Annotated in this window: 14 protein-coding genes; all 14 read right to left on the reverse strand. The window is 67.5% G+C overall.

Translation table 11 applies throughout. The annotated features are described in order from the left end of the window. Positions 1-100 precede the first annotated feature (100 nt). Positions 101-1,177 (reverse strand): protein-glutamate methylesterase/protein-glutamine glutaminase, encoded by a 1,077-nt coding sequence (locus NUG20_RS10255; protein ID WP_263398212.1) that lies wholly within the window; start codon positions 1,175-1,177, stop codon positions 101-103. Next, positions 1,174-1,776 (reverse strand): chemoreceptor glutamine deamidase CheD, encoded by a 603-nt coding sequence (gene cheD, locus NUG20_RS10260; protein WP_263398213.1) that lies wholly within the window; start codon positions 1,774-1,776, stop codon positions 1,174-1,176. The genes NUG20_RS10255 and cheD overlap by 4 nt, the downstream gene beginning before the upstream one ends. Beyond that, positions 1,773-2,639, reverse strand: coding sequence for a CheR family methyltransferase (locus tag NUG20_RS10265; RefSeq protein WP_263398214.1), 867 nt, complete (start codon positions 2,637-2,639; stop codon positions 1,773-1,775). Before NUG20_RS10265 ends, cheD begins: the two co-directional genes overlap by 4 nt. Before the next feature lie 90 nt (positions 2,640-2,729). Next, on the reverse strand, positions 2,730-4,976 hold the full coding sequence (locus NUG20_RS10270) for a methyl-accepting chemotaxis protein (RefSeq protein WP_263398215.1): 2,247 nt from the start codon (positions 4,974-4,976) through the stop codon (positions 2,730-2,732). Positions 4,977-5,033: 57 nt separating this feature from the next. Next, a complete protein-coding gene (locus NUG20_RS10275) occupies positions 5,034-5,603 on the reverse strand; it encodes an MCP four helix bundle domain-containing protein (RefSeq protein ID WP_263398216.1) in 570 nt (189 codons plus the stop codon). 170 nt (positions 5,604-5,773) lie between these two features. Then, positions 5,774-8,041: a methyl-accepting chemotaxis protein gene (locus tag NUG20_RS10280; protein ID WP_263398217.1), complete on the reverse strand. Its 2,268-nt coding sequence runs from the start codon at positions 8,039-8,041 to the stop codon at positions 5,774-5,776. A gap of 181 nt (positions 8,042-8,222) precedes the next feature. Continuing rightward, complete coding sequence (locus NUG20_RS10285; protein WP_263398218.1) at positions 8,223-10,610, reverse strand: methyl-accepting chemotaxis protein; 2,388 nt, start codon at positions 10,608-10,610, stop codon at positions 8,223-8,225. A gap of 101 nt (positions 10,611-10,711) precedes the next feature. Next, positions 10,712-11,092 (reverse strand): hypothetical protein, encoded by a 381-nt coding sequence (locus NUG20_RS10290; RefSeq protein ID WP_263398219.1) that lies wholly within the window; start codon positions 11,090-11,092, stop codon positions 10,712-10,714. A 183-nt stretch (positions 11,093-11,275) separates the two neighbouring features. After that, positions 11,276-11,767, reverse strand: coding sequence for a chemotaxis protein CheW (locus tag NUG20_RS10295; RefSeq protein WP_206258023.1), 492 nt, complete (start codon positions 11,765-11,767; stop codon positions 11,276-11,278). 256 nt (positions 11,768-12,023) lie between these two features. After that, positions 12,024-12,806, reverse strand: a complete 783-nt coding sequence (locus tag NUG20_RS10300) for a flagellar brake protein (RefSeq protein ID WP_263398220.1) — start codon at positions 12,804-12,806, stop codon at positions 12,024-12,026. 61 nt (positions 12,807-12,867) lie between these two features. Next, positions 12,868-15,075 (reverse strand): methyl-accepting chemotaxis protein, encoded by a 2,208-nt coding sequence (locus NUG20_RS10305; RefSeq protein ID WP_263398221.1) that lies wholly within the window; start codon positions 15,073-15,075, stop codon positions 12,868-12,870. Continuing rightward, entirely contained in the window at positions 15,072-15,572 is a 501-nt protein-coding gene (locus NUG20_RS10310) for a hypothetical protein (RefSeq protein ID WP_263398222.1), read from the reverse strand. The genes NUG20_RS10305 and NUG20_RS10310 overlap by 4 nt, the downstream gene beginning before the upstream one ends. A 422-nt stretch (positions 15,573-15,994) precedes the next feature. Beyond that, entirely contained in the window at positions 15,995-18,586 is a 2,592-nt protein-coding gene (locus tag NUG20_RS10315) for a methyl-accepting chemotaxis protein (RefSeq protein WP_263398223.1), read from the reverse strand. Positions 18,587-19,059: 473 nt separating this feature from the next. Next, complete coding sequence (locus tag NUG20_RS10320) at positions 19,060-21,297, reverse strand: methyl-accepting chemotaxis protein (RefSeq protein WP_263398224.1); 2,238 nt, start codon at positions 21,295-21,297, stop codon at positions 19,060-19,062. Positions 21,298-21,694: the final 397 nt, after the last annotated feature.

The raw sequence follows: 21,694 nt of genomic DNA on the forward strand, positions 1-21,694 counted from the left end.
CGGTGTCATCGCTGACTCGCTGATCGACATAGGTTCCCCTCGTTGTTGCTTGCCCGCACGTCCAGGTACGCGTGGCCCCACCCAGTCGCGTCGACAGAGCCTAGCGCGCCTGGCTGGACAACGCGATCAGGCGCTCGGCGATGCGGTCCAGCGGCAGCACTTCCTGTGCGGCGCCGAGCCGGAACGCGGTGCCGGGCATGCCCCAGACTACGCTGGTGGCCTCGTCCTGCACCAGCGTGCTGGCGCCGGCCTGCAGCATTTCCAGCAGGCCGCGCGCGCCGTCGTCGCCCATACCGGTCAGTACTGCGCCGATCGCGTTGGCGCCGGCGTTGCGCGCCACCGACTGGAACAGCACGTCCACCGCCGGCTTGTGCCGGTTGACCGGCGGGCCGTCATCGATCTTGCAGCGCCAGCGCGCCCCGTCGCGGACCACCTGCAGGTGCTTGCCGCCGGGCGGCAGGTAGGCGTGGCCGGGCAGGATCGCTTCGCCTTCGCTGGCTTCGCGCACCGCCATCGCCGAGTGCCGGTTGAGACGATCGGCGAAGGCGGTGCTGAAGCCGGCGGGCAGATGCTGGGTCATCACCACCGCCGGCGCGTCGGCCGGCATGCCTTCCAGCACCACGCGCAGCGCCTCGGTGCCGCCGGCGGAGGCGCCGATCGCGATCAGCCGGTCGGTGGTGCGGAACTTCAGCGTGGACGCGGTGCTGGGCAGCACCACGTTGCCGCCGGGCCGCGGCGCGGCGGCCGGGCGGTCGAGCGCGCGGACCTTGGCCTTGGCCGCGGCCTTGACCTTGCCGACGATTTCCTCGGCGTATTCCTCCAGGCCGCGCGCCACGTCCAGCTTGGGCTTGGAGATGAAGTCGACCGCGCCCAGCGCCAGCGCCTGCAGCGTGGTGTCGGCGCCGCGTTCGGTCAGCGAGGAGATCATCACCACCGGCGTGGGCCGCAGCCGCATCAGGTTTTCCAGGAACGCCAGGCCGTCCATGCGCGGCATTTCCACGTCCAGGGTGATCACGTCCGGATTCAGCCGCTTGATCTTCTCGCGGGCCAGGATCGGATCGGCGGCCGAGCCGACCACCTCGATGCCGGGCGCGCGCGACAGGATCTCGGTCAGCATCTGCCGCACGACCGCCGAGTCGTCCACGATCAGCACGCGGCAAGGATTTTCTGCAGTCATTCGAACAACTCCACGGCGCCGGTGACCGGCGCTTTGGCGAGACGGGCACGTACCGCCGATTCGGCGGCGGCGACTTCGGCTTCCTCGTGCGCGTGCGGCAGGCGCTGCACGACCACGCGGCCGGTGGTGGGGAAAAACCAGATCTTGCGCGGATGGATGCCGCGCAGGTCTTCGGCCAGCACTGGGATGTGTTCGGCCTTGAGGTAGTTCAGCACGAACTCGGCGTTGCGGGTACCGACCGGGTTGTTGGTGAAGCCCCTGAGCACGTTGCCGCCGCCGAACACCTTGGCTTCTAGGCGGCCGCGGCTGGCGCCGCGCTTGAGCAGGTCGTTGATCAGCACTTCCATCGCGTAGCTGCCGTAGCGCGCCGGCGCGCCGTCGCCAGCCTGGCCGTCGGGCAGCATGAAGTGGTTCATGCCGCCGATCTTCAGCAGCGGATCGCGGATGCAGGCGGCCACGCACGAGCCGAGGATGGTGGTCAGCGCGGTGTCGTCGTCCACCACCAGGTACTGGGTCGGCAGCAGCTTGGCCGCGACCGTCTGGAAGCGGGTGTCGTGGTAGCGCATCACCTGATCCGCGACCATCGTGGCGGCACTCATGCGCGTGCCTTGGCGGCGCGTCGGTACAGGGTGCGGCCGCAGGGCTGGATCAGGTCGGCCGCATGCAGGTAGTTCTCCGAATGGCCGGTGTAGAGCATGCCTTCGTCGTCCAGGTGCGGGATCAGCCGCGACAGGATGCCGCGCTGGGTCGGCTTGTCGAAATAGATCATCACGTTGCGGCAGAACAGCGCCAGGTACGGGCCGCTGACGTCGTAGCGCGGTTCCAGCAGGTTCAACTGGCGGAACTCGAGCAGGTCGCGCAGCGCCGGCAGCACCCGGCACTGGCCTTCGTTGGCGCCGCTGCCGCGCTGGAAGTACTTGCGCTTGAGCGCCGGATCCAGGCTGGAGATGCGGTCGACCGCGTACACGCCGCGCGAAGCGGTGGCCAGCACCTGGGTATCCACGTCGGTGGCCAGGATCCGCACCGGCGGGGTCAGCGTGCCGAACGCCTCGCAGGCGGTGATCGCCAGCGAGTAGGGTTCCTCGCCGGTGGAGGCGGCGCAGGACCAGATCTTTACCGGCGCCGAGGCGGCGTGCTTCTGCAGTTCCTCGCGCAGGCGCTCGAAGTGGTGCGGCTCGCGGAAGAACGAGGTCAGGTTGGTGGTCAGCGCGTTGGTGAAGGCTTCCCACTCGTCGCCGCCGTCGCGCTCCAGCCAGTCCAGGTACTCGCGGAACGAGCGCAGGCCCAGCGTGCGCAGGCGCCGCGACAGGCGGCCATAGACCATGTCGCGCTTGGCCGGCGCCAGCGCGATGCCCGCCTTCTGGTAGATCAGGTCGCAGACCCGCTTGAAGTCGCGATCGCTGAATTCGAAATCGCGATTGTCGGAACCGGGATGGGGCAGGGAGGACGTTGGAGTGGCCATGGCTCGCAGCGGTGATCGGTCTAACGGGTTATCGGCCGGCGCCGAGCGAAATTGACGCCGGAAGGAGCCGCGGCCTGCGCCGCCGCGGGATCAGAACTCCTGCCACTGGCCCTCGGCGGCAATGGCGCTCGCCGCGCTGCGCTGGCGCGGCACAGGACGCGGCGCGGGCGCCGCCGGCCTGGGCTTGGCCCGCAGCGGTGCCGCCAGCGCGGCAGGTGCGGCAGGCGCCGGCGCGCTGGCGTGCGGATCCAGCTTGAACTCGGCGACGGTGGCGCTGAGCTGGTTGGCCTGGGTCTGCAGCGTGCGCGCGGCGGCGGTGGCTTCCTCGACCAGCGCAGCGTTCTGCTGGGTGGCCTCGTCCATCTGGGTCACGGTCTGGTTGACCTGCTCGATACCGGCAGACTGTTCCTGCGAGGCAGCGGAGATCTCGCCCATGATGTCGGTGACGCGTTGCACCGAGGACACGATCTCCTGCATGGTCTGGCCGGCCTTGCCGACCAGCACCGAACCTTCGCTGACCCGGGTGACCGACTCGTCGATCAGGCCCTTGATCTCCTTGGCTGCGCCGGCCGAGCGCTGGGCGAGGGTGCGCACCTCGCTGGCGACCACAGCGAAACCGCGGCCCTGTTCGCCAGCACGCGCGGCTTCCACCGCGGCGTTGAGCGCGAGGATGTTGGTCTGAAACGCGATGCCGTCGATGACCGAGATGATGTCGGCGATCTTCTTCGACGAGGTCTCGATGCCGCTCATCGTGGTCACCACCTGGCTCACCACGTCGCCGCCCTGCGAAGCAACCGCCGCGGCGCCGACCGCGAGCTGGTTGGCCTGGCGCGCGTGCTCGGCGTTCTGCTTCACGGTGGAGGTCAGTTCCTCCATCGAGGCGGCGGTCTCTTCCAGGCTGGCCGCCTGCTGTTCGGTGCGCCGCGACAGGTCGTCGTTGCCGGCGGCGATTTCCGACGAGGCGACGTTGATGCTGGCGGCTGCGGTCTGGATGCGGCCGACGATGCCGGCCAGCTGCTCGGCGGTGGCATTGGCGTCGTCGCGCATCCTGGCGAACACGCCGTTGAACTCTCCGCGCATGCGCACGCTCAGATCGCCGGCGGCGATGGCCTGCAGCAGCTGGGACAGTTCGCCGAGCGTGTGGTCGCTGACTTCCATCATCGCGTTGAGGTTCTGCACCATCGCGCGGAAGTCGTACTGGAAATGCGTGGCGTCGCCGCGGGCGCTGAAGTCGCCGGCGGCGGCGGCTTCGGCCAGCTGCTTGACCTGCACGTTCATCGCCATCAGGTTGGCCTTGGCCGTGTCCATCGCATCGGTCAGCACCGCCTTCTCGCCGGGCAGGCGGTCCATGTCCTCGGCCAGGTCGCCGATCGCATAGCGCTGGATGATCTGCACCAGGCGCAGTTTCACCGCCACGTGCGAGGCGACCAAGTCGTTGGTGGCCTTGACCATCTGCCCGTAGTCGCCGGGGAACGCGCTCTCGTCCATGCGATAGCTGATCGTGCCCTGTTCATGGCGCTGCGCCATCTGGTTCTGCGCGTCGATCACCTCGCGGATGCGGCCGCGCATGTCGAGCATGTCGCCCATCAGCTGGCCGATCTCGTCGTTGGAGCGCGTGCGCACGGCGCTGTCCAGCTCGCCACGGGCGATGGCCTGCGACAGTTGCCGCGCGGCATTCAGCTGTTGCGCGATGCTGCGCGAGATCAGCCAGCCGACGCTGGAGGCGACCAGGACGGCCAGGCCGAGCAGGCCCAGGATCAGCACCTTGGTGTGCGACAGCTGCCGGTTGGCGACTTCCATTTCCCGGTTCAGCTGCGCGATGTTGTAGTCGGTCAACGCCACGATCCGCTCGAACAGCTCGCGCCGCAGCGGCCGCGACTGCTTGTCGGAAACGGCCTGCGCGCCCGCCACGTCGCCGGCGCGCAAGGCGTCGCCCATCAAGGTGTTGGCGTGCAGGTAGCCATCCAGCTTTTCCTTGACGCCGGCATACATCTTCACCTGCTCGGGTTCCAGCATCACCTTCTCGATGATGGCCTGGTTCTTCGCCACTTCGGTGCGCACCTTCTGCATGCGCTTGAAATAGTCGGCCACCGCCTCCGGGTCGCCGGCACGCGCGATCTGCGCCAGTTCGTAGGTGCGGAACTCGCCCAGCTGCGCGCGGACTTCGGCCAGCGCCTGGGTCGCCGGCACCCAGTCGACTTCGATGCGTCGCAGTTCGGACATCGCCAAGGTGGTCCGCGAATAGGTGAAGACGCCCAGGATCACGGTCAGCAGCGTGGTCACGGCGAAGGCGAAGATCAGCTTGTCGCGGATTTTCAGTTGCTTGAAGAAGTTCATGGACGTTTCCGTGCGGACGGTTGTCGAAGATGGTGACGATGCTGGTGCGGCGGCCAGTTAGCGCGCGGCGTAGGCGCGCGCCGCGGCGTCCGTGTCCAAGGCGTGCAGGGCGTTGATGCGGTCCAGTTCCAGCAGATCGGCGAACAGTGCCCGACGCAGTGGCAGCGCCTGCTGCGTGGACAGCTGTCTGGCGCGATCGCGGTCGCCGGCATGCACTGCCGCACTGAGCTGCCGGTGCACTTGCAGGTAGGCATCCAGCTCGGTCTGGACCTGGGCGAAGTGGCGGCGCTCCTCGCCGCTCGGCACGGTGGCGGTGTACAGCGCCAGCTGCCGGCGCGCACCGCGCAGCGATTGCTCGATGCGCCGGTCGTAGTCGGCCACGTCGGCGGCATTGCCGGTCGCGGCGACCAAGGACAGCTGGTACAGCCGCAGTTCCGCCAGGTGCGCACGCAGTTCGCGCAGGGCCATGGCCGATGGCGCCTGTCGGGTCTGCAGGCGCAGCAGGTGTTCACGCGAGTCGTCGAGCGAGCGGGTGCCCAGTTGCGCCACGCCGATCATCACGGCGCAGCCGAGGACGCACAGCAGCGAGGCGAGCAGGGACGATTTCAGATCGGTATAGCGTGGCATCTCATGCTCCCGAAGTGGCGACGGTGACGACAGGCGCGCAACAGTGCATTGCATTCCAGCGTCGTTGATCAGATATCGACGGCCAAGCGCATCGCTTGAGCCGTCCTGTCCAGTGCTTCCTTGCAACTGGGATGCCAATGCGGTTCCCGGCCTTGGGAAACCGCCACGATTCAGAACGTGGCCCAGTCGGTTTCGGCCGTCGCATGCGAGGCCGCCGCCGGCACGGCGGGCCGGGCCGGCTTGGCCGCGGCCGGCCGCGACGGGGCAGGCCGCGAGGCGGCATGGGCAGGTGCGGTCGCCGCGGCACGTGCCGGCGCGGCCAAGCCTGGGGCGCCGCCGAGCCGGAATACGGCCGCAGCGTCGCCCAGCCGGCGGGCTTCTTCCTCCAGCGCCCGTGCAGATGCGCTGGCTTCCTCGACCAGTGCGGCGTTCTGCTGGGTGGCCTCGTCCATCTGGGTGACGGTCTGGTTGACCTGCTCGATGCCGGCCGACTGCTCCTGCGAGGCAGCGGAGATCTCGCCCATGATGTCGGTGACGCGCTGCACCGAGGACACGATCTCCTGCATGGTCTGGCCAGCCTTGCCGACCAGCACCGAGCCTTCGCTGACCCGGGTCACCGACTCGTCGATCAGGCCCTTGATCTCCTTGGCCGCGCCGGCGGAGCGCTGGGCGAGGGTACGCACCTCGCTGGCGACCACGGCGAAGCCGCGGCCCTGTTCGCCGGCACGCGCCGCTTCCACCGCGGCGTTGAGCGCCAGGATGTTGGTCTGGAAGGCGATGCCGTCGATCACCGAGATGATGTCGGCGATCTTCTTCGAGGAGGTCTCGATGCCGCTCATCGTGGTCACCACCTGGCTCACCACATCGCCGCCCTGCGAGGCGACCGCCGCGGCGCCGACCGCCAGCTGGTTGGCCTGGCGCGCATGCTCGGCGTTCTGCTTCACCGTGGAGGTCAGTTCCTCCATCGAGGCAGCGGTTTCTTCCAGGCTGGCCGCCTGCTGCTCGGTACGCCGCGACAGGTCGTCGTTGCCGGCGGCGATCTCGGTGGTCGCGGTATTGATGCTCAGCGCCGCGGTCTGGATGCGGCCGACGATATCGGCGAGCTGATCGGCGGTGGCGTTGGCGTCGTCGCGCATCTTGGCGAACACGCCGTTGAACTCGCCCTGCATGCGCACGCCTAGGTCGCCGGCGGCGATGGCCTGCAGCAGGGTGGACAGCTGGCCCAGGTTGCGGTCGCTGACCTCCATCATCGCGTTGAGGTCCTGCACCATCAGCCGGAAGTCGTGCTGGAAGTGCGCCGCATCGCCGCGGGCGCTGAAGTCGCCGGCGGCGGCCGCCGCGGCCAGGCGCTTGATCTCGGTGTTGATCGCCAGCAGGCTGGCCTTGGCCGCGTCCATCGATTCGTGCAGCACCGCGCGGCTGCCGGGCAGGCGCCGCGCGTCGCGGCGCAGGTCGCCGTTGGCGTACTCGTTGAGCACCGCGATCGCATCGACGATCGCATCCAGGTGCTCGAACATCATCGTGTTGATGCCCTGGCTCAGCTCGCCGTACACGCCGGGGAAGTCCTGCGGCATGCGATGCGTCATGTCCTTGTCCGCATGCAGCAGCGCCATCTTCGCCGTCTCGCTGGAGAAACGCTCCAGCATCTGGATCATCTCGCCGGTGGCGCGCAGCATCTGCCCGGTCTCGTCGCGTCCGGGATTGTCGATGCGTACGCTGAGGTCGCCCCTGGAGACCGCGCGGATCGCCTGCAGCGTGCGCGCGACCGGCACCAGCACCGAGCTGCCGATCAGCCAGTTGATGCCGAAGGTGATCAGCACCAGCACGCCGCCGGCCACGGTCATCACGCCGGTGAACAGCAGCGCCTGCGCCTGCACGTCGTCCATGTACACGCCGGTGCCGATGACCCAGTTCCAGGGCTTGAACGGCGCGTTGTAGGACACCTTCTCGACCGGCTCCTCGTTGCCGGGCTTGGGCCACAGATAGTCCACATAGCCGCCGCCGGCCGCCGCCGCGGTGACGAACTGGCGGAAGATCGGCTTGCCGTCGGCGCTCAGCACGCCGCCGAGGTCCTTGCCGACCAGGTCGTGGCGGGTCGGGTGCATCAGCATGGTCGGGCGCATGTCGTGCACGTAGAAATAGTCCACGCCGTCGCGGGCGCGCATCGATTCGAGCGTGGCTAGCGCGGTGCGCTGCGCGTCGGCCAGCGGCATCTGCCCGGCCTCGGCTTTGGCCGCATAGGCCTGCACCACGCCCAGCGCCAGTTCGATCTGGCTCTTCAGCGCCTGCTCGCGGGTGTTGCGGATATCCACGTACTGCATGCGCGCGGCGATGATCGCCAGCAGGACGATGCCGCCGCCCAGCAGCAGGGTCTGCCAGACGAACTTGCGGCGCAGCGGCAGATCCGACAGGCGGGCAACGAGCGAGGTGTACGACATGGAATAGGCCTTCGGATTGTCTCGAAAGTCTTAGCGGCGCAGATGTCACAAAGTTGAGACATGCGCCGTCGCGGTCCTGAACGCACGGACCTAGCCATCACCGGGCAATGCATTGCGCAAAAAAAATCCCCGGCGCGAGGCCGGGGATCGGGAAGTGCCGGAAGCTGCCGTGGCCGGCGCCTCAGAACTCCTGCCAGTCCGAATCGGCCAGGGCCGGCTCGGACTTCTTGCTGCGCGCGGCCGGAGCCGGCTTGCTCGATGCCACCGCGACCGGCTTTTTCGCCGCCGGGCGGATCGGATGCACCTGCGCCGGCGCCTGCTTGGCCACCGGTGCGCTGAGCGCAGACTGCTCCAGGCGGAAGATCGAGACCGCCTCGGTCAGCTGTCCTGCCTGCTCTTCCATCGAGCGCGCCGCCGCGGTGGCTTCTTCCACCAGCGCGGCGTTCTGCTGGGTGGTTTCGTCCATCTGGGTGACGGTCTGGTTGACCTGCTCGATGCCGGCCGACTGTTCCTGCGAGGCCGCGGCGATTTCGCTCATGATGTCGGTGACGCGCTGCACCGAGGACACGATCTCCTGCATGGTCTGGCCCGCCTGGCGCACCAGCGCCGAGCCGTTGGCGACCTGGCCGACCGACGCATCGATCAGGCCCTTGATCTCCTTGGCGGCGTTGGCCGAGCGCTGGGCGAGGGTGCGCACCTCGCTGGCGACCACCGCGAAGCCGCGGCCCTGCTCGCCGGCACGCGCCGCTTCCACGGCAGCATTCAAGGCCAGGATGTTGGTCTGGAAGGCGATGCCGTCGATCACGCTGATGATGTCGGCGATCTTCTTCGAGGAGGTCTCGATGCCGCTCATCGTGGTCACCACCTTGCCGACCACCTCGCCGCCCTGCGAGGCGACGGCGGCGGCGCCGACCGCGAGCTGGTTGGCCTGGCGTGCGTGTTCGGCGTTCTGCTTGACCGTGGAGGTCAGCTCCTCCATCGACGCGGCGGTCTCTTCCAGGTTGGCGGCCTGCTGCTCGGTGCGCCGCGACAGGTCGTCGTTGCCGGCGGCGATTTCGCCGGCGGCGGCATTGATCGAGACTGCGGCGGTCTGGATGCGGCCGACGATGCCGGCCAGTTGCTCGGCGGTGGCGTTGGCGTCGTCGCGCATGGTCGCGAACACGCCGTGGAACTCGCCGTGCATGCGCGCGGTCAGGTCGCCTTGCGACAGCGCGGTCAGCAGCTTGGAGACTTCGCCGATGCTGTCGCCGTTGGCCTGCAACAGGCCGTTGAGCTGCTGCGCCAGCTGCAGGAAGAAGCCCTGCTTGCCGTCGGTGGCCACGCGGCCGGACAGGTCGCCGTCGGCGGCGGCCTGCACGATCCTGGCCACTTCCTCTTCGACCTGGGCCTCGACGGTGCGGTCGCGCGATTCGCAGACGAACCCGACATGGCTGCCGTGCGCGTCGCGGATGCTGGAGATGATCTGCGCGATGCGCGCATGGCCGTACGCCATCTCGCGTTCGGCGGTGCCCTGTTTCTCGATCGCGGCCACGGTGCGGGTGTCGATCAGATTGCCGTGCTCCAGCACCGTCAGCGAGGAGCCGACCAGCGGCATGCTCGAGTCGAAGGCGGGGGCGACGTTGTGGATCTCGTCGGCGTACTTGTCGACGATGCCCTGCATCGACGGGTTCGCGTAGACGATGTTGTAGTCCAGGTCGGCGATGAACATGCCGGTGGAGGAGTTGTCCAGCGCGGTGCGGATGCGCAGGTTCTCGGCGGCCACCGCCGCGTCGCGCTCGGTGCGCTCGCGCAGGTCCTGCTGCATGCGCTTGAGCGCCTGCATCAGTTCGCCGATCTCGTCCTGGCCGCTGGCGTCGATATGGCCATCGAGTTTGCCGCTGGCGACTTCGGTGGCGACCTTGACCGCACTGCCCACGTTGTTACGCAGCATGCGCCCGAACAGCCAGGCCATGCCGACCGCACCGGCGATGCCGATCAACAGGCACACCACCAGTGTGGCCGATGCCTTGGTGTAGGTGCTGGTGGCAGCCTTCGCGGCGGCCTCGGCCTGGAGATTGTTCTGCGCGATCAATGCGATCACGTCGTCCACGACCTTGTTGTGCAGGGTCCGGGTCTCGCCGGTGAAGGTGTCGATCGCATCGTCACCCAGGTCCAGCTGCACCATCTCGTCGACGGACTTGTAGGAGGCCAGCGCCTTCTTCCAGTCGGCGACGGTGCGCTCGTAGATCTTCCGTTCCTGGGGGGTGCTGATCATCGCTGGATACTTGGCGATGATCTCGTCCATCTGCTTGTTCAGCACGACCTTGCGCGTTTCCGCTTCCTTCTTGACCGTGTCGCTGCTGCGAATCAGGCTCTGGTAGGCCGCGCTGCGGTACTCGCCCAGGATGCCGCGGATGTCCCCGCCGGCGCGGACGCTGGGTATGGTCCGGTTGGAGAGGGTGTTGGTGACGGCATCGAGCGAATTCAGGCCCGAATACGCGGCCAGCCCCTGAATGACCATCAATGCCAGCACCAGGCCGAATGCCAGCATCAGCTTCGGCATCAGGTTCAGATTCTTTATCCACTGCATGAACGCATTTCCCCTTGGTTCGACGACGGCGGCGAATCACCAGAAAAACAAAAGCGCCGCCATGCCGAAGCGCATGGGCTCCGGCGTGGCGACGCTTCGTCTTACTTGATCGTGGCCAGCTTCAGGCTGGACGGCGCGCTGACCTGGATCTCGGCGCGCGAGCTGTCGCGTTCGATCTTGCCGATCACGCACACGTCCTTGCCTTCCAGGCTCTCCGGCGCGAAGCCGAACTTGCCGCGGTCGGCGCCGGCGATGCGCGCGGAGAAGGTGTGGCGCGGGAACATGCCGCCCATGTACAGGAAGGTCGGCTCGCCTTCGGAGTTCTGCGCGTACTTGGCCTTTTCGACCTTGCCGCAGACCATGCCGTCCTTGCCGACGAAGCGCGACGCCATCTCCGGCGGGATCATCTGCTGCGATTGGGCGAAGGCGCTCGGGCTGGCGGCAAGCAGCAGGACCAGCAGCAGGGGGAAGTTCGGCTTCATGGGGGACAACTCCTTTAGGGTGGGCAAATGGGTCGGCCCGGTGCTGCGTCGGGCCACGTATCAGCTATCGGCGTGGTAACGACGAACTTGATCGTTGCAAGTGATAAGCAGTTCGCATTTCCGAAAAAAAACCCGCCGGTGAGCGGCGGGTCAGGGAAGTGCGTGCAGTGCGGCGGCGGAGGCTCAGGCGGCTTCGTCGACGTGCGCCTGCTGGCTCAGGTCGGCGCTGTCCAGCAGCGTCTCGATGTCCAGCAGGATCAGCATCTTGTCGTCCTGGGTGCCGATGCCGGAGATGAAGCGGGTGTCCACCGCGGCGCCGAACTCGGGCGTCGGCCGGATCTGCTCCTCGTTCAGCGGGATCACGTCGGAGACGCTGTCCACGACGATGCCGACCACGCGGTCCTCGACATTGAGCACGATCATCACGGTGAAGGCGTCGTAGCGCGCTTCCTTCAGGCGCAGCTTCAGGCGCAGGTCGATCACCGGCACGATGGTGCCGCGCAGGTTGATCACGCCCTTGATGTATTCCGGAGCGTCCGGCACCCGGGTGACCGAGTCGTAACCGCGGATTTCCTGCACTTTCAGGATATCGACGCCGTAGTGCTCTTCGCCGAGGGTGAAGCTGAGGAATTCGCCGCCGGTGGCACCGGAGGCGGAGGTGTTCTTGTCGTTCATCGTGTGCTCCTGGTGCGCACGGAATTGCGGAGGGATGGCGGGAAGCGGAAATGCGGCTCTTGCACTAGATCGGCGTGGCGGGGCGGAACTTTAGTGGTGCTGCAACCGGCCCGACGGCCTGGGTGTTCGATGCGGACGACATGGCCTGTAGGAGCGGCTGCAGCCGCGACCGAGCCTTACCGGTACTGTCCGGTCGCGGCTGAAGCCGCTCCTACAGGGGGTGCCGGGTGCGGTCAGGGCGAGGTCGAAGCGCTCCTCAGGACAGCACGCCGCTCTTGCGGGCGCTGCGCTGGCGTTCGATGCGGAAGATGTAGCGCTGGATCGCCGCATCGGCGCCGCGCGGCAGGTCGGCGAAGCGCAGTCCCACCCGCAGCGTGTCCTGGCCGTTGGCCAGCTTGTGCGGATGCATGTTGCACACCTGCAGGGTCAGCGGGATCGCATCGGCGTCGGGCAGTTGCAGCACGCAGTGCGGGTAGCTCTGCTGGCTCTGCGGCAATGGCTGGCCGGGCAACAGCGCCACCGCCACGCCACCGGCGCTGATGTCGATGATCCGCAGCACCAGCTCGGCCGGCGGGCTGGCATCGTTCAGCCGCAGGACGCACATCGGCGATTCGGTGATCGGCGTCTCCAGGCGGAAATGCTCGCGGCGCTGCAGGTAGTACAGCGCGTCGGGCAACGGCGCGCGGAAGCCGGAAACCTCGTCGCTGCGGACCAGTTCCAGGTCGGCGATGCGGAAGCGCAGGCGGACCTTGTCCAGCTGCGCGAAACACAGCAGGTACTCGGCCTGCTCGGTCAGGCGGTTGTTGGCTTCGTTGACGCTCAGGTCCAGCAGCAAGGAGTGCTCGTCCACTTCCAGCAACGCGGTCGAGAACGCGTGGTCGCGGCCGCCCGGATGCGCGCTGACCTGCGAGCGCTGGTTGATCAGCGATTGCAGCAACTGCCGGATCTGCCGCGCGTTGGTCAGCAGGAAGCGGTCGTCCTGTTCCGTCGCCTCGTGCGGAGACGGCGTGGTGGAGTCGCTGGGAATGCCTTCGGCCATAGTGGGCAATGAGGAGGATGGAATGGGATGGAACGATGCGTTTTCGCCCCGTCCCACGATCCTATCGGCCGTGTCCGGCTTTTTTGTAGCCTGGATGTAATGTGGCGACGTTGCCGCCCGCGCCGCCCTGCGGATGCCGCTCCAGGGTGAACGAGGCGACCGCCCGCGCCAGCTCGCCGGCCTGGCCTTCCATCGTGCGGGCGTTGGCGGTGGCTTCCTCGACCAGGGCCGCGTTCTGCTGGGTGGCCTCGTCCATCTGGGTCACGGTCTGGTTGACCTGCTCGATGCCGGCGGACTGCTCCTGCGAGGCGGCGGAGATCTCGCCCATGATGTCGGTGACGCGCTGCACCGAGGACACGATCTCCTGCATGGTGCGGCCGGCCTGGTCGACCAGCGCCGAGCCTTCGGCGACACGGCCGACCGACTCGTCGATCAGGCCCTTGATTTCCTTGGCCGCGCCGGCCGAGCGCTGGGCCAGGGTGCGTACCTCGCTGGCGACGACTGCGAAGCCGCGGCCCTGTTCGCCGGCACGCGCCGCTTCCACCGCGGCGTTGAGCGCCAGGATATTGGTCTGGAAGGCGATGCCGTCGATCACGCTGATGATGTCGGCGATCTTCTTCGACGAGGTTTCGATGCCGCTCATCGTGGTCACCACCTGGGCGACCACCTGACCGCCCTGCGAGGCGACAGCCGCCGCGCCGACCGCCAGCTGGTTGGCCTGGCGCGCATGTTCGGCGTTCTGCTTCACGGTGGAGGTCAGTTCCTCCATCGAGGCGGCGGTCTCTTCCAGGCTGGCGGCCTGTTGTTCGGTGCGGCGCGACAGGTCGTCGTTGCCGGCGGCGATCTCGCCGGCGGCGGTATTGATCGCATCCGAGGCGCCCTGGATCTGGCGCACGATCGTCGCCAGTTGTTCGGCGGTGGTGTTGGCGTGTTCCTTCATGCCGGCGTAGACGCCCTGCAGGTCGGCGTCGATGCGGGTGGACAGGTTGCCCTCGGCCAGCGCCTGCAGCATGTGCTGGATATGCGCCAGGCCGGAGGAACTGGCTTCCAGCAAGGCATTGATCTGTTCGGCCAGCAGCAACAGGAAGCCGTGCTTGTCGTCCAGGCGCACGCGGCCGTCGAGGTCGCCGGCGACCGCACTGCGCACGATGCCGGCGATTTCCTCTTCCACCGCCACTTCGGCGGTGCGGTCGGCCCATTCCACGACGAAGCCGAGGCGGTTGCCGTCGCCGTCGAGCACCGGGTTGACGATCAGGCGCATGGTGCGCCCGCCCACCCGGATCTGCGCGGTGTGGGTCTGCTGCAATGACGCCAGCAGCTTGGCCTGGTGCTCGGGCCGTTTGTGGAAGATGTCGATGTTGCGCGTCAGCAGGTCGTTGGCATCGAAACTGGGAAGATCGCGGCGCAGGTCGTCCTGCGCGGCCAGCAGCATGCGCGACAGCGGCTTGTTGACGTAGACGATGTTGCGCTCGGCATCGGCGATCATCACGTTGGCGGTGACGTTCTCCAGCGCGCTGCGGATGCGCAGGTTCTCGCGCTGGGCCTCCACGTCCTGTTCGCGGCTGCTCAGCAGCTGCTCGCTGGCCACCACCAGGGTATGGGCGATCGAGCCTTCCGGCAGGGTCAGGCCGCGGATCGAGGCCGGCAGCGGTTGCTGGCGGGCGATGGCGCGCGCCAGCAGCGACAGGTCGCGCGGGTCGTGGCCGACGTCCAGCAGTTGCCTGCGCATCTGCACGGCCATCGCCACCAGGACGCCGGCTTCGGCCACCACATAGCCCGCGTGCATGGCCAGGATGTTGATCCCTGTGCCGGCCGCGAACGCACGCAGCGGCAGGCCGCGATGCTGCAGCCAGAAGAACAGCAGGTGGTGGACGGCGATGGCCGCGGAGGCGACCACGATCGGCCGCCAGTCGCGGTAGTACAGCAGCAAGGCGATCAGCACGATCACGCCGAAATGGACCTCGGTCATGCCGCCGGCCTGCTGGATCAGCACCGCCGCCAGCACCATCAAGCCCAGCGCCACGGTGCAGCGGCTCAGCAACGTGCCGGGGTAGAGCTTCACCTGCAGGGCGATGACCGCCAGGGTCGGCAGCGTCACCGCCAGCCACGGCGTCCATACGCCCTGGCGCCAGGCGACGGCCAGGCTGACGATGCCGACGAACGCGGCCACCGCCAGGAACAGCCGGTCGGCCTCCGCGGCCAGTTTTTGCAGATACACGTAGCGCTCGTTGCCTACGAGGAAGCTTCCCTGGGTGTTCGATGCGCTCATGCGGATAATTCCTTGGGGCATGCACAGTGGGTAAAGAGGACCAGCGGCGACGCATCGCCGGCCGCGAGCAGACGCGGGACCAGCGAGGCGGCGGGGATGGCGTCGCCGCAGCCTTCGATTTGCGACGGTCCGGCGTAGACCAGGCGGTCGTCGGCGCCGAACACGATCAGCGCATACGGCAAAGCCTTGGGTGCTGGCCTGTCGCTCAGGTCGATACTGAGCAGGCCGGGCGGCGCAGACGCCAGTGCGCGCGGCTTGCAGCCGCATCCGGCCACGCGCAACTGGAACGCCACGGCCTGGCCGCGCGGCGGCATGGAGGACACGAATGCCTGCAATTGCCGGCGGATATCCTCGGCGCTGGCGGTGGCCGGCGGCTTGCCGAGGAACGCCAGGCTGGCCGCCGCCCACGCCGCCCACAAGGCGAGCAACACCGCACCGACGGGGAGGGACGATGAACGGGGAGAATTTCCTCCGGCGGTGGTGGCGTCGTCGTACATGGCATTCGGGCAGGCGATGCGCCGACATTCACCGGCTCTTCACGTTATCGACGGGAAGGGGTGGGGCTTTAGGATCGGTGACGCTTTCGAGGCAAATGCGTTACCTGCCTGCACATAAGCGTAAGGTAACGCGAGGAATCTCATGGCGATTAGCGACAGGGTCGAAGAGAGTCGGTCGTGCCCTGGATGTATGCATTCGATGCCGGTGCAGCGCCCAGATTTGCGCGCAGCTTGGGCGGAGCGGCAGCCTGCAGGTGCCGCTATGCGCGGGGATCTCCGATTCCATGCCGGAGGCCGTGACCGGCGTTGGCGCTATGCCATTGCGTCCGGTCCGCCCACCGCGGTTGCCGGCGTTGGCGAAAACGACATCGGCCGCGAAATGCTCCGCGGCCGATGCTGGTCAGCGTACTGGCATGGCGCCGTCAGAACTCGTGCCACTGCGACTCGGCCACGGCCCCGCCACCGTGGCCGGCGCGCGCCGGCTGCGGCTTGCGCTTGGTCGCCGCTGCCGGTGCGCTCGCCGGCGCCTTGGACAGCGGGGCGGGGCGGGGCCGCTGCGACGGCGCGGCAGGGGCGGCATCGATCTTGAACAGGGCGACGGTTTCGGTGAGCTGCCCGGCCTGTTCTTCCATCGAGCGCGCGGCGGCGGTGGCTTCCTCGACCAGGGCGGCGTTCTGCTGGGTGGCCTCGTCCATCTGGGTGACGGTCTGGTTGACCTGCTCGATGCCGGCGTACTGTTCCTGCGAGGCGGCCGAGATCTCACCCATGATGTCGGTGACGCGCTGCACCGAGGACACGATCTCCTGCATGGTCTGGCCGGCCTGGCCGACCAGCACCGAGCCTTCGCTGACCCGGGTGACCGACTCGTCAATCAGGCCCTTGATCTCCTTGGCCGCGCCGGCCGAGCGCTGGGCGAGGGTACGTACCTCGCTGGCGACGACCGCGAAACCGCGGCCCTGTTCGCCGGCGCGTGCCGCTTCCACCGCGGCGTTGAGCGCCAGGATGTTGGTCTGGAAGGCGATGCCGTCGATCACGCTGATGATGTCGGCGATCTTCTTCGACGAGGTTTCGATGCCGCTCATCGTGGTCACCACCTGGCTGACCACGTCGCCGCCTTGCGAAGCAACCGCCGCGGCGCCGACCGCCAGCTGGTTGGCCTGGCGCGCGTGTTCGGCATTCTGCTTCACCGTGGAGGTCAGTTCCTCCATCGAGGCAGCGGTTTCTTCCAGGCTCGCCGCCTGCTGCTCGGTGCGCCGCGACAGGTCGTCGTTGCCGGTGGCGATCTCGCTGGACGCGGCATTGATGCTGACTGCCGCGGTCTGGATGCGGCCGACGATGTCGGCCAGTTGCGCGGTGGTGGCATTGGCGTCGTCGCGCATGGTCGCGAACACGCCATGGAACTCGCCGCGCATGCGTGCGGTCAGGTCGCCGGCGGCGATGGCCTGCAGCAGCTTGGACAGCGCGTCGAGGTTGCCGTCGGCGGTGGCCATCAGTTGGTTGAGGCTGTCGACCATGGCGCGGAAGTCGTACTGGAAGCGCTGCGCGTCGCCGCGCACGCTGAAGTCGCCGGCGGCCGCGGCGGTGGCCAACTGGCCGATCTCGCGGTTCATCGCGGTCAGGTTCTGCTTGACGGTGTCCATGGTTTCGGCCAGCACGGCTTTTTCGCCGGGCAGTCGGTCCATGTCCTCGCTGAGGTCGCCGATCGCGTACCGACCTACGATTTGCGCCAGACGCAGCGTGACCGCGATATGCGCCGCGGCCAGCGCATTGCTGTCGCGGATCATGCGCCCGTACTCGCCGGGAAAAGCGCTTTCGTCCATGCGGTAGCTGATCTGGCCAGCCTCGTGGCGCTGCGCCATCTCGACCTGCGCCGACAGCACATGCTGCAGCTGCTGCTGCATCTGTCGCATGTTTTCCAGCAATTGGCCGCTTTCGTCGCGGCTGGACACCACGATCGCGGTGTCCAGGCGCCCCTGCGCAATCTGCGCGGCGGCGTCGGCGGCACGGCGTACGTTGCGGGTCAATGCCGACAGGGTATGCACACACAAGGCCATGATCAGCAGTGTCAGCAGGCTCAGTCCGGCGATCGTCCGCCACATCGCGCTGCGTGCGTCCGCCAGGTGCCGCGCCGACTGGCGCTGCAGGGCTTGCAGCGAGGTCGTGCTCAGCGATTGCAGCGCCTGGCCCCAATCGTCAAGCGCACGGTTCCAGTGCCGGTCGGCATCGGGCGCGCCGCTGTCCAACGCGGCGGACAGTTGCAGCAAGGCCTGGTCGGCGCGGCCCGCCTCGCCGGCGACGGCCTGGGCCAGCGCTGGATCCGCTTGCTCTAGCAGGCCGATCGCTTTTTCCAGTTCGTTGCGCAGCCTGGCATGGTTGCGCGCGATCTGCGCGATCTGCTCGCGCAGCACCGGTGTCTGCGCAGCGGCCTGGGACGGATCGGCGGCCGCGTCCAGGCGCGTCAGTGCCTCGCTGGTATCGGGGCCGTAGATCAGGCTGGCCACGACCAGGTGGTAGCTCTCCACATAGGGGGTATAGACCAGTTGGCTGTCGTCGCGCATCGCATCCAATGCGGCAGAAGCCTGCTCGGCGACAGCGCCGCTGTCGCCCTGCGCGTCGGTCAGCGCCTGGCGCAGGCGCGCCAGCGCCTTGGCACTGTTTTCGAAGCCGGGCAACGTGGCGACGCTGCGTTGCAGATCGGTCAGGGCGCGGTCCGCGCGCCGCGCCGACGCTGCGGCGGCAGCGCCGGTTTCGACGCGTTGCGCCTGCAGCGCAGCCAGCAGCGACAACATTTCGTGCAGTGGTGCATAGCTGCGCAGTTCGTTGCGGCTGATGCCCACGCTTTCGTCGAGCTTGTCGCGGTAGAGCAACACCGGGATCACCAGCCCGAGCAGGGCGAGGATGCCGATGATGCTGAGCTTCCTGGCGATGGCCAGATCGTGCCAGCCACGCAGCAGCCGGCGCGGTCCGGTGGAGGGAAGGGGATGGTCGGACGCTGTATGGATGGACGGGGTCATGGAAAATCTCTGAGCGTCATCGTGGATGACGGATCAGGCGGTCCGTGACTGCAGGCGTCGGGCATCCGCTGCCGGCCGTTGCAGAACGGCCGCCAATGGCAGCGTGACAGACGGTCCCAGCGCGGTCGGAAGATGTCCCATGGCGATGGCGGCCTGCGTAACGTTTTGGAAGTAAGGCTTTAGCGGCACGCCTGCGGGATTGCTGAAGCGTTGCCGACGTACGCGCCAGCCGGCGATCGACTTTGTCGCCTGAGCGTGATGGGGGCATTACAGCGTGCTTGCGTTATCGCCACTGGCGCAATGCCCGCCCGGCGCGGCAGCCGCTTTAGCCCGCAACCGCAACCCGCAATTGGCAACCGGCAGCGTGGCTGCCGGCATTCGCATGATCGGTGTGTTTGCGCGGAGGAGAAGCGGCCAAGCTGCGGCCGCCTCAACATGATCGCCACGCCCGAGTCGGCTTGGCGACGGCTGGCTTAGAACTCGTGCCAGCTGGTGTCGCCGCCGGTGCTGGCCACGCGCTTGGGCGGAGTGCTGCGCGCGGCGCGGGTCGCCGCCGCCACCTGCGCCTTGACCACGGCGACCACCGCCGGTGCGTTGGCCGCCTGGCGCCGGCTCGCGCTCACGGGAGCATCGTCGATCCTGAACACCGCGACCGTCTCGGTGAGCTGGCGTGCCTGCTCTTCCATCGAGCGTGCGGCCGCGGTGGCTTCCTCGACCAGAGCGGCGTTCTGCTGGGTGGCCTCGTCCATCTGGGTGACGGTCTGGTTGACCTGCTCGATGCCGGCGTACTGTTCCTGCGAGGCGGCCGAAATCTCGCCCATGATGTCGGTGACGCGCTGCACCGAGGACACGATCTCGGTCATGGTCTGGCCCGCCTGGCGCACCAGCGCCGAGCCGTTGGACACCTGACTCACCGAGTCGTCGATCAGGCTCTTGATTTCTTTGGCCGCATTGGCCGAGCGCTGGGCGAGGGTACGCACCTCGCTGGCGACGACCGCGAAGCCGCGGCCCTGTTCGCCGGCACGCGCCGCTTCCACCGCGGCATTCAAGGCCAGGATATTGGTCTGGAAGGCGATGCCGTCGATGACCGAGATGATGTCGGCGATCTTCTTCGAGGAGGTCTCGATGCCGCTCATCGTGGTCACCACCTGGCCGACCACCTCGCCACCCTGCGAAGCCACCGAGGCCGCGCCGACCGCGAGCTGGTTGGCCTGACGCGCGTGTTCGGCGTTCTGCTTGACGGTGGAGGTCAGCTCTTCCATCGAGGCGGCGGTTTCTTCCAGGCTCGCCGCCTGCTGCTCGGTGCGGCGCGACAGGTCGTCGTTGCCGGTGGCGATCTCGCTGGAGGCGCTGTTGATGCTCAGTGCGGCGGTCTGGATGCGGCCGACGATGGCCGCCAGTTGCTCCGAGGTGGCGTTGGCGTCGTCGCGCATCTTGGCGAACACGCCTTGGAACTCGCCGTTCATGCGCGCGGTCAGGTCGCCGGCAGCGATGGCCTGCAGCAGCGTGGACAAGGATTCCAGGTTGCCGTCGGCAGTAGCCATCAGCTGGTTGAGGCTGTCGACCATGGCGCGGAAGTCGTACTGGAAGCGCTGCGCGTCGCCGCGCACGCTGAAGTCGCCGGCGGCCGCAGCGGTGGCCAGCTGACCGATCTCGCGGTTCATCGCGGTCAGGTTCTGCTTGACCGTGTCCATGGTTTCGGTCAGCACGGCTTTTTCGCCGGGCAGGCGGTCCATGTCGTCGTTGAAGTCGCCGATCGCGTAGCGGCCCATGATCTGCGCCAGGCGCATCTTGACCGCGATGTGCGAAGCGGCCAGTTCGTTGCTGTCGTGGACCATGCGGCCGTATTCGCCGGGGAACGCCTTGGCGTCCATGCGATAGCTGATCTGGCCGGCATCATGGCGCTTGGCCATCTCGGTCTGCGCCGCCATGACTGCCTGCAACTGGCCCTGCATCTTGTCCATGCTGATTAGCAGCCGGCCGGTTTCGTCGCGCGACTGGGTGTCGATGGCGTTGTCGAGCTTGCCCGAAGCGATGGCGTCGGCGACCGTGATGGCCTGGCCCAGGCGCTTGAGCAGCTGGCGGCGGATCATCAGGCCCATGCCCACGGCGACCAGGATCGCGATCAGGCTGCCGATCAGCACCGACCATTTGCCGCGGGCACGCACCGCCTCCAGCTCCGCGGCGCGCTTGATCAGCAGCGTGCGCTCTTCGTTGGAGAACTCGCCGAGCAGCGAGCGGATGCCCGCCATCGCGGCGCGGTCGCGGCCTTCCAGGAACATGGGCACGACCTGCTCGGCACTGGCGGCGGTGTCGCGCAGTGCGATGGCGTCCTTCTCGACCGCCAGCAGCTGCTGGTAGGCCTTTTCCAGTCCGGCCAGGCGTTGCTGTTGCCCGGCGTTGTCCGCCGTCAGCTGCTTGGCTTCGGCGTAGCTCTTTTCGAATCCTGCCTGGCCATTGTTGAAAGGCTGCAGATGCTTCTTGTCGCCGGACAGCAGGTAGCCGCGCGTGCCGGTCTCGATATTCAGGGCGTTCGCCTGCATCGTTTCGCCGGTCGCCAGCACCTTGTAGGTATGCTCGTTGATCTCCATCGCCTTGCTCAATTTGGATTGGCTGCTCAGGCTGACGGCGCCGACGATGAGCATGACCAGCACCACGGCGCCGAAGCCGAGCGCGAGCTGCGTGGAGATAGTCAGATTTTTTGATTTCATTTGGCTGTACCGGTCAGGTGAACGACGATCGAACTGTGAACGTAGGTGCGGTGCCGGCGGGACAGCGGGCCAGGCAGGGAGAGCGGTCCACGCGGCGCTGGAGCCGGCAGACGTGAAAGCACACACAGGTGGAAGTCGTTGGTGCTGTTCACCTAGCCGCAGGGCGGTGTCGATGCGTCGGGCAGCGACCGCCTAACAGGGAGAAGCTAAAACTTTAGTAGTATTTTTTAGACAAATTCCCATACTGAGACTTGTAGCGGCATTGACCGGTCGGACTTTAGGGCGCGATCGGAAAAAAGTTCAGTTCACGATAGCGATCCCAGAATCGCTGGAGGCGCCCGTAGCCCATGGGTTTACGCGTGACGCGAGAATGATTCTCATGCCTCGGTTTATCGCA

It is taken from the genome of Xanthomonas sp. CFBP 8443 (assembly GCF_025666195.1).
GTDB lineage: Bacteria > Pseudomonadota > Gammaproteobacteria > Xanthomonadales > Xanthomonadaceae > Xanthomonas_A.

Excerpts from the sequence above, each read along its gene's own strand:
- NUG20_RS10255 (WP_263398212.1), bottom strand. The coding sequence starts at position 1,177 with ATGACTGCAGAAAATCCTTGCCGCGTGCTGATCGTGGACGACTCGGCG.
- cheD (WP_263398213.1), bottom strand. The coding sequence starts at position 1,776 with ATGAGTGCCGCCACGATGGTCGCGGATCAGGTGATGCGCTACCACGAC.
- NUG20_RS10265 (WP_263398214.1), bottom strand. The coding sequence starts at position 2,639 with ATGGCCACTCCAACGTCCTCCCTGCCCCATCCCGGTTCCGACAATCGC.
- NUG20_RS10270 (WP_263398215.1), bottom strand. The coding sequence starts at position 4,976 with ATGAACTTCTTCAAGCAACTGAAAATCCGCGACAAGCTGATCTTCGCC.
- NUG20_RS10275 (WP_263398216.1), bottom strand. The coding sequence starts at position 5,603 with ATGCCACGCTATACCGATCTGAAATCGTCCCTGCTCGCCTCGCTGCTG.
- NUG20_RS10280 (WP_263398217.1), bottom strand. The coding sequence starts at position 8,041 with ATGTCGTACACCTCGCTCGTTGCCCGCCTGTCGGATCTGCCGCTGCGC.
- NUG20_RS10285 (WP_263398218.1), bottom strand. The coding sequence starts at position 10,610 with ATGCAGTGGATAAAGAATCTGAACCTGATGCCGAAGCTGATGCTGGCA.
- NUG20_RS10290 (WP_263398219.1), bottom strand. The coding sequence starts at position 11,092 with ATGAAGCCGAACTTCCCCCTGCTGCTGGTCCTGCTGCTTGCCGCCAGC.
- NUG20_RS10295 (WP_206258023.1), bottom strand. The coding sequence starts at position 11,767 with ATGAACGACAAGAACACCTCCGCCTCCGGTGCCACCGGCGGCGAATTC.
- NUG20_RS10300 (WP_263398220.1), bottom strand. The coding sequence starts at position 12,806 with ATGGCCGAAGGCATTCCCAGCGACTCCACCACGCCGTCTCCGCACGAG.
- NUG20_RS10305 (WP_263398221.1), bottom strand. The coding sequence starts at position 15,075 with ATGAGCGCATCGAACACCCAGGGAAGCTTCCTCGTAGGCAACGAGCGC.
- NUG20_RS10310 (WP_263398222.1), bottom strand. The coding sequence starts at position 15,572 with ATGTACGACGACGCCACCACCGCCGGAGGAAATTCTCCCCGTTCATCG.
- NUG20_RS10315 (WP_263398223.1), bottom strand. The coding sequence starts at position 18,586 with ATGACCCCGTCCATCCATACAGCGTCCGACCATCCCCTTCCCTCCACC.
- NUG20_RS10320 (WP_263398224.1), bottom strand. The coding sequence starts at position 21,297 with ATGAAATCAAAAAATCTGACTATCTCCACGCAGCTCGCGCTCGGCTTC.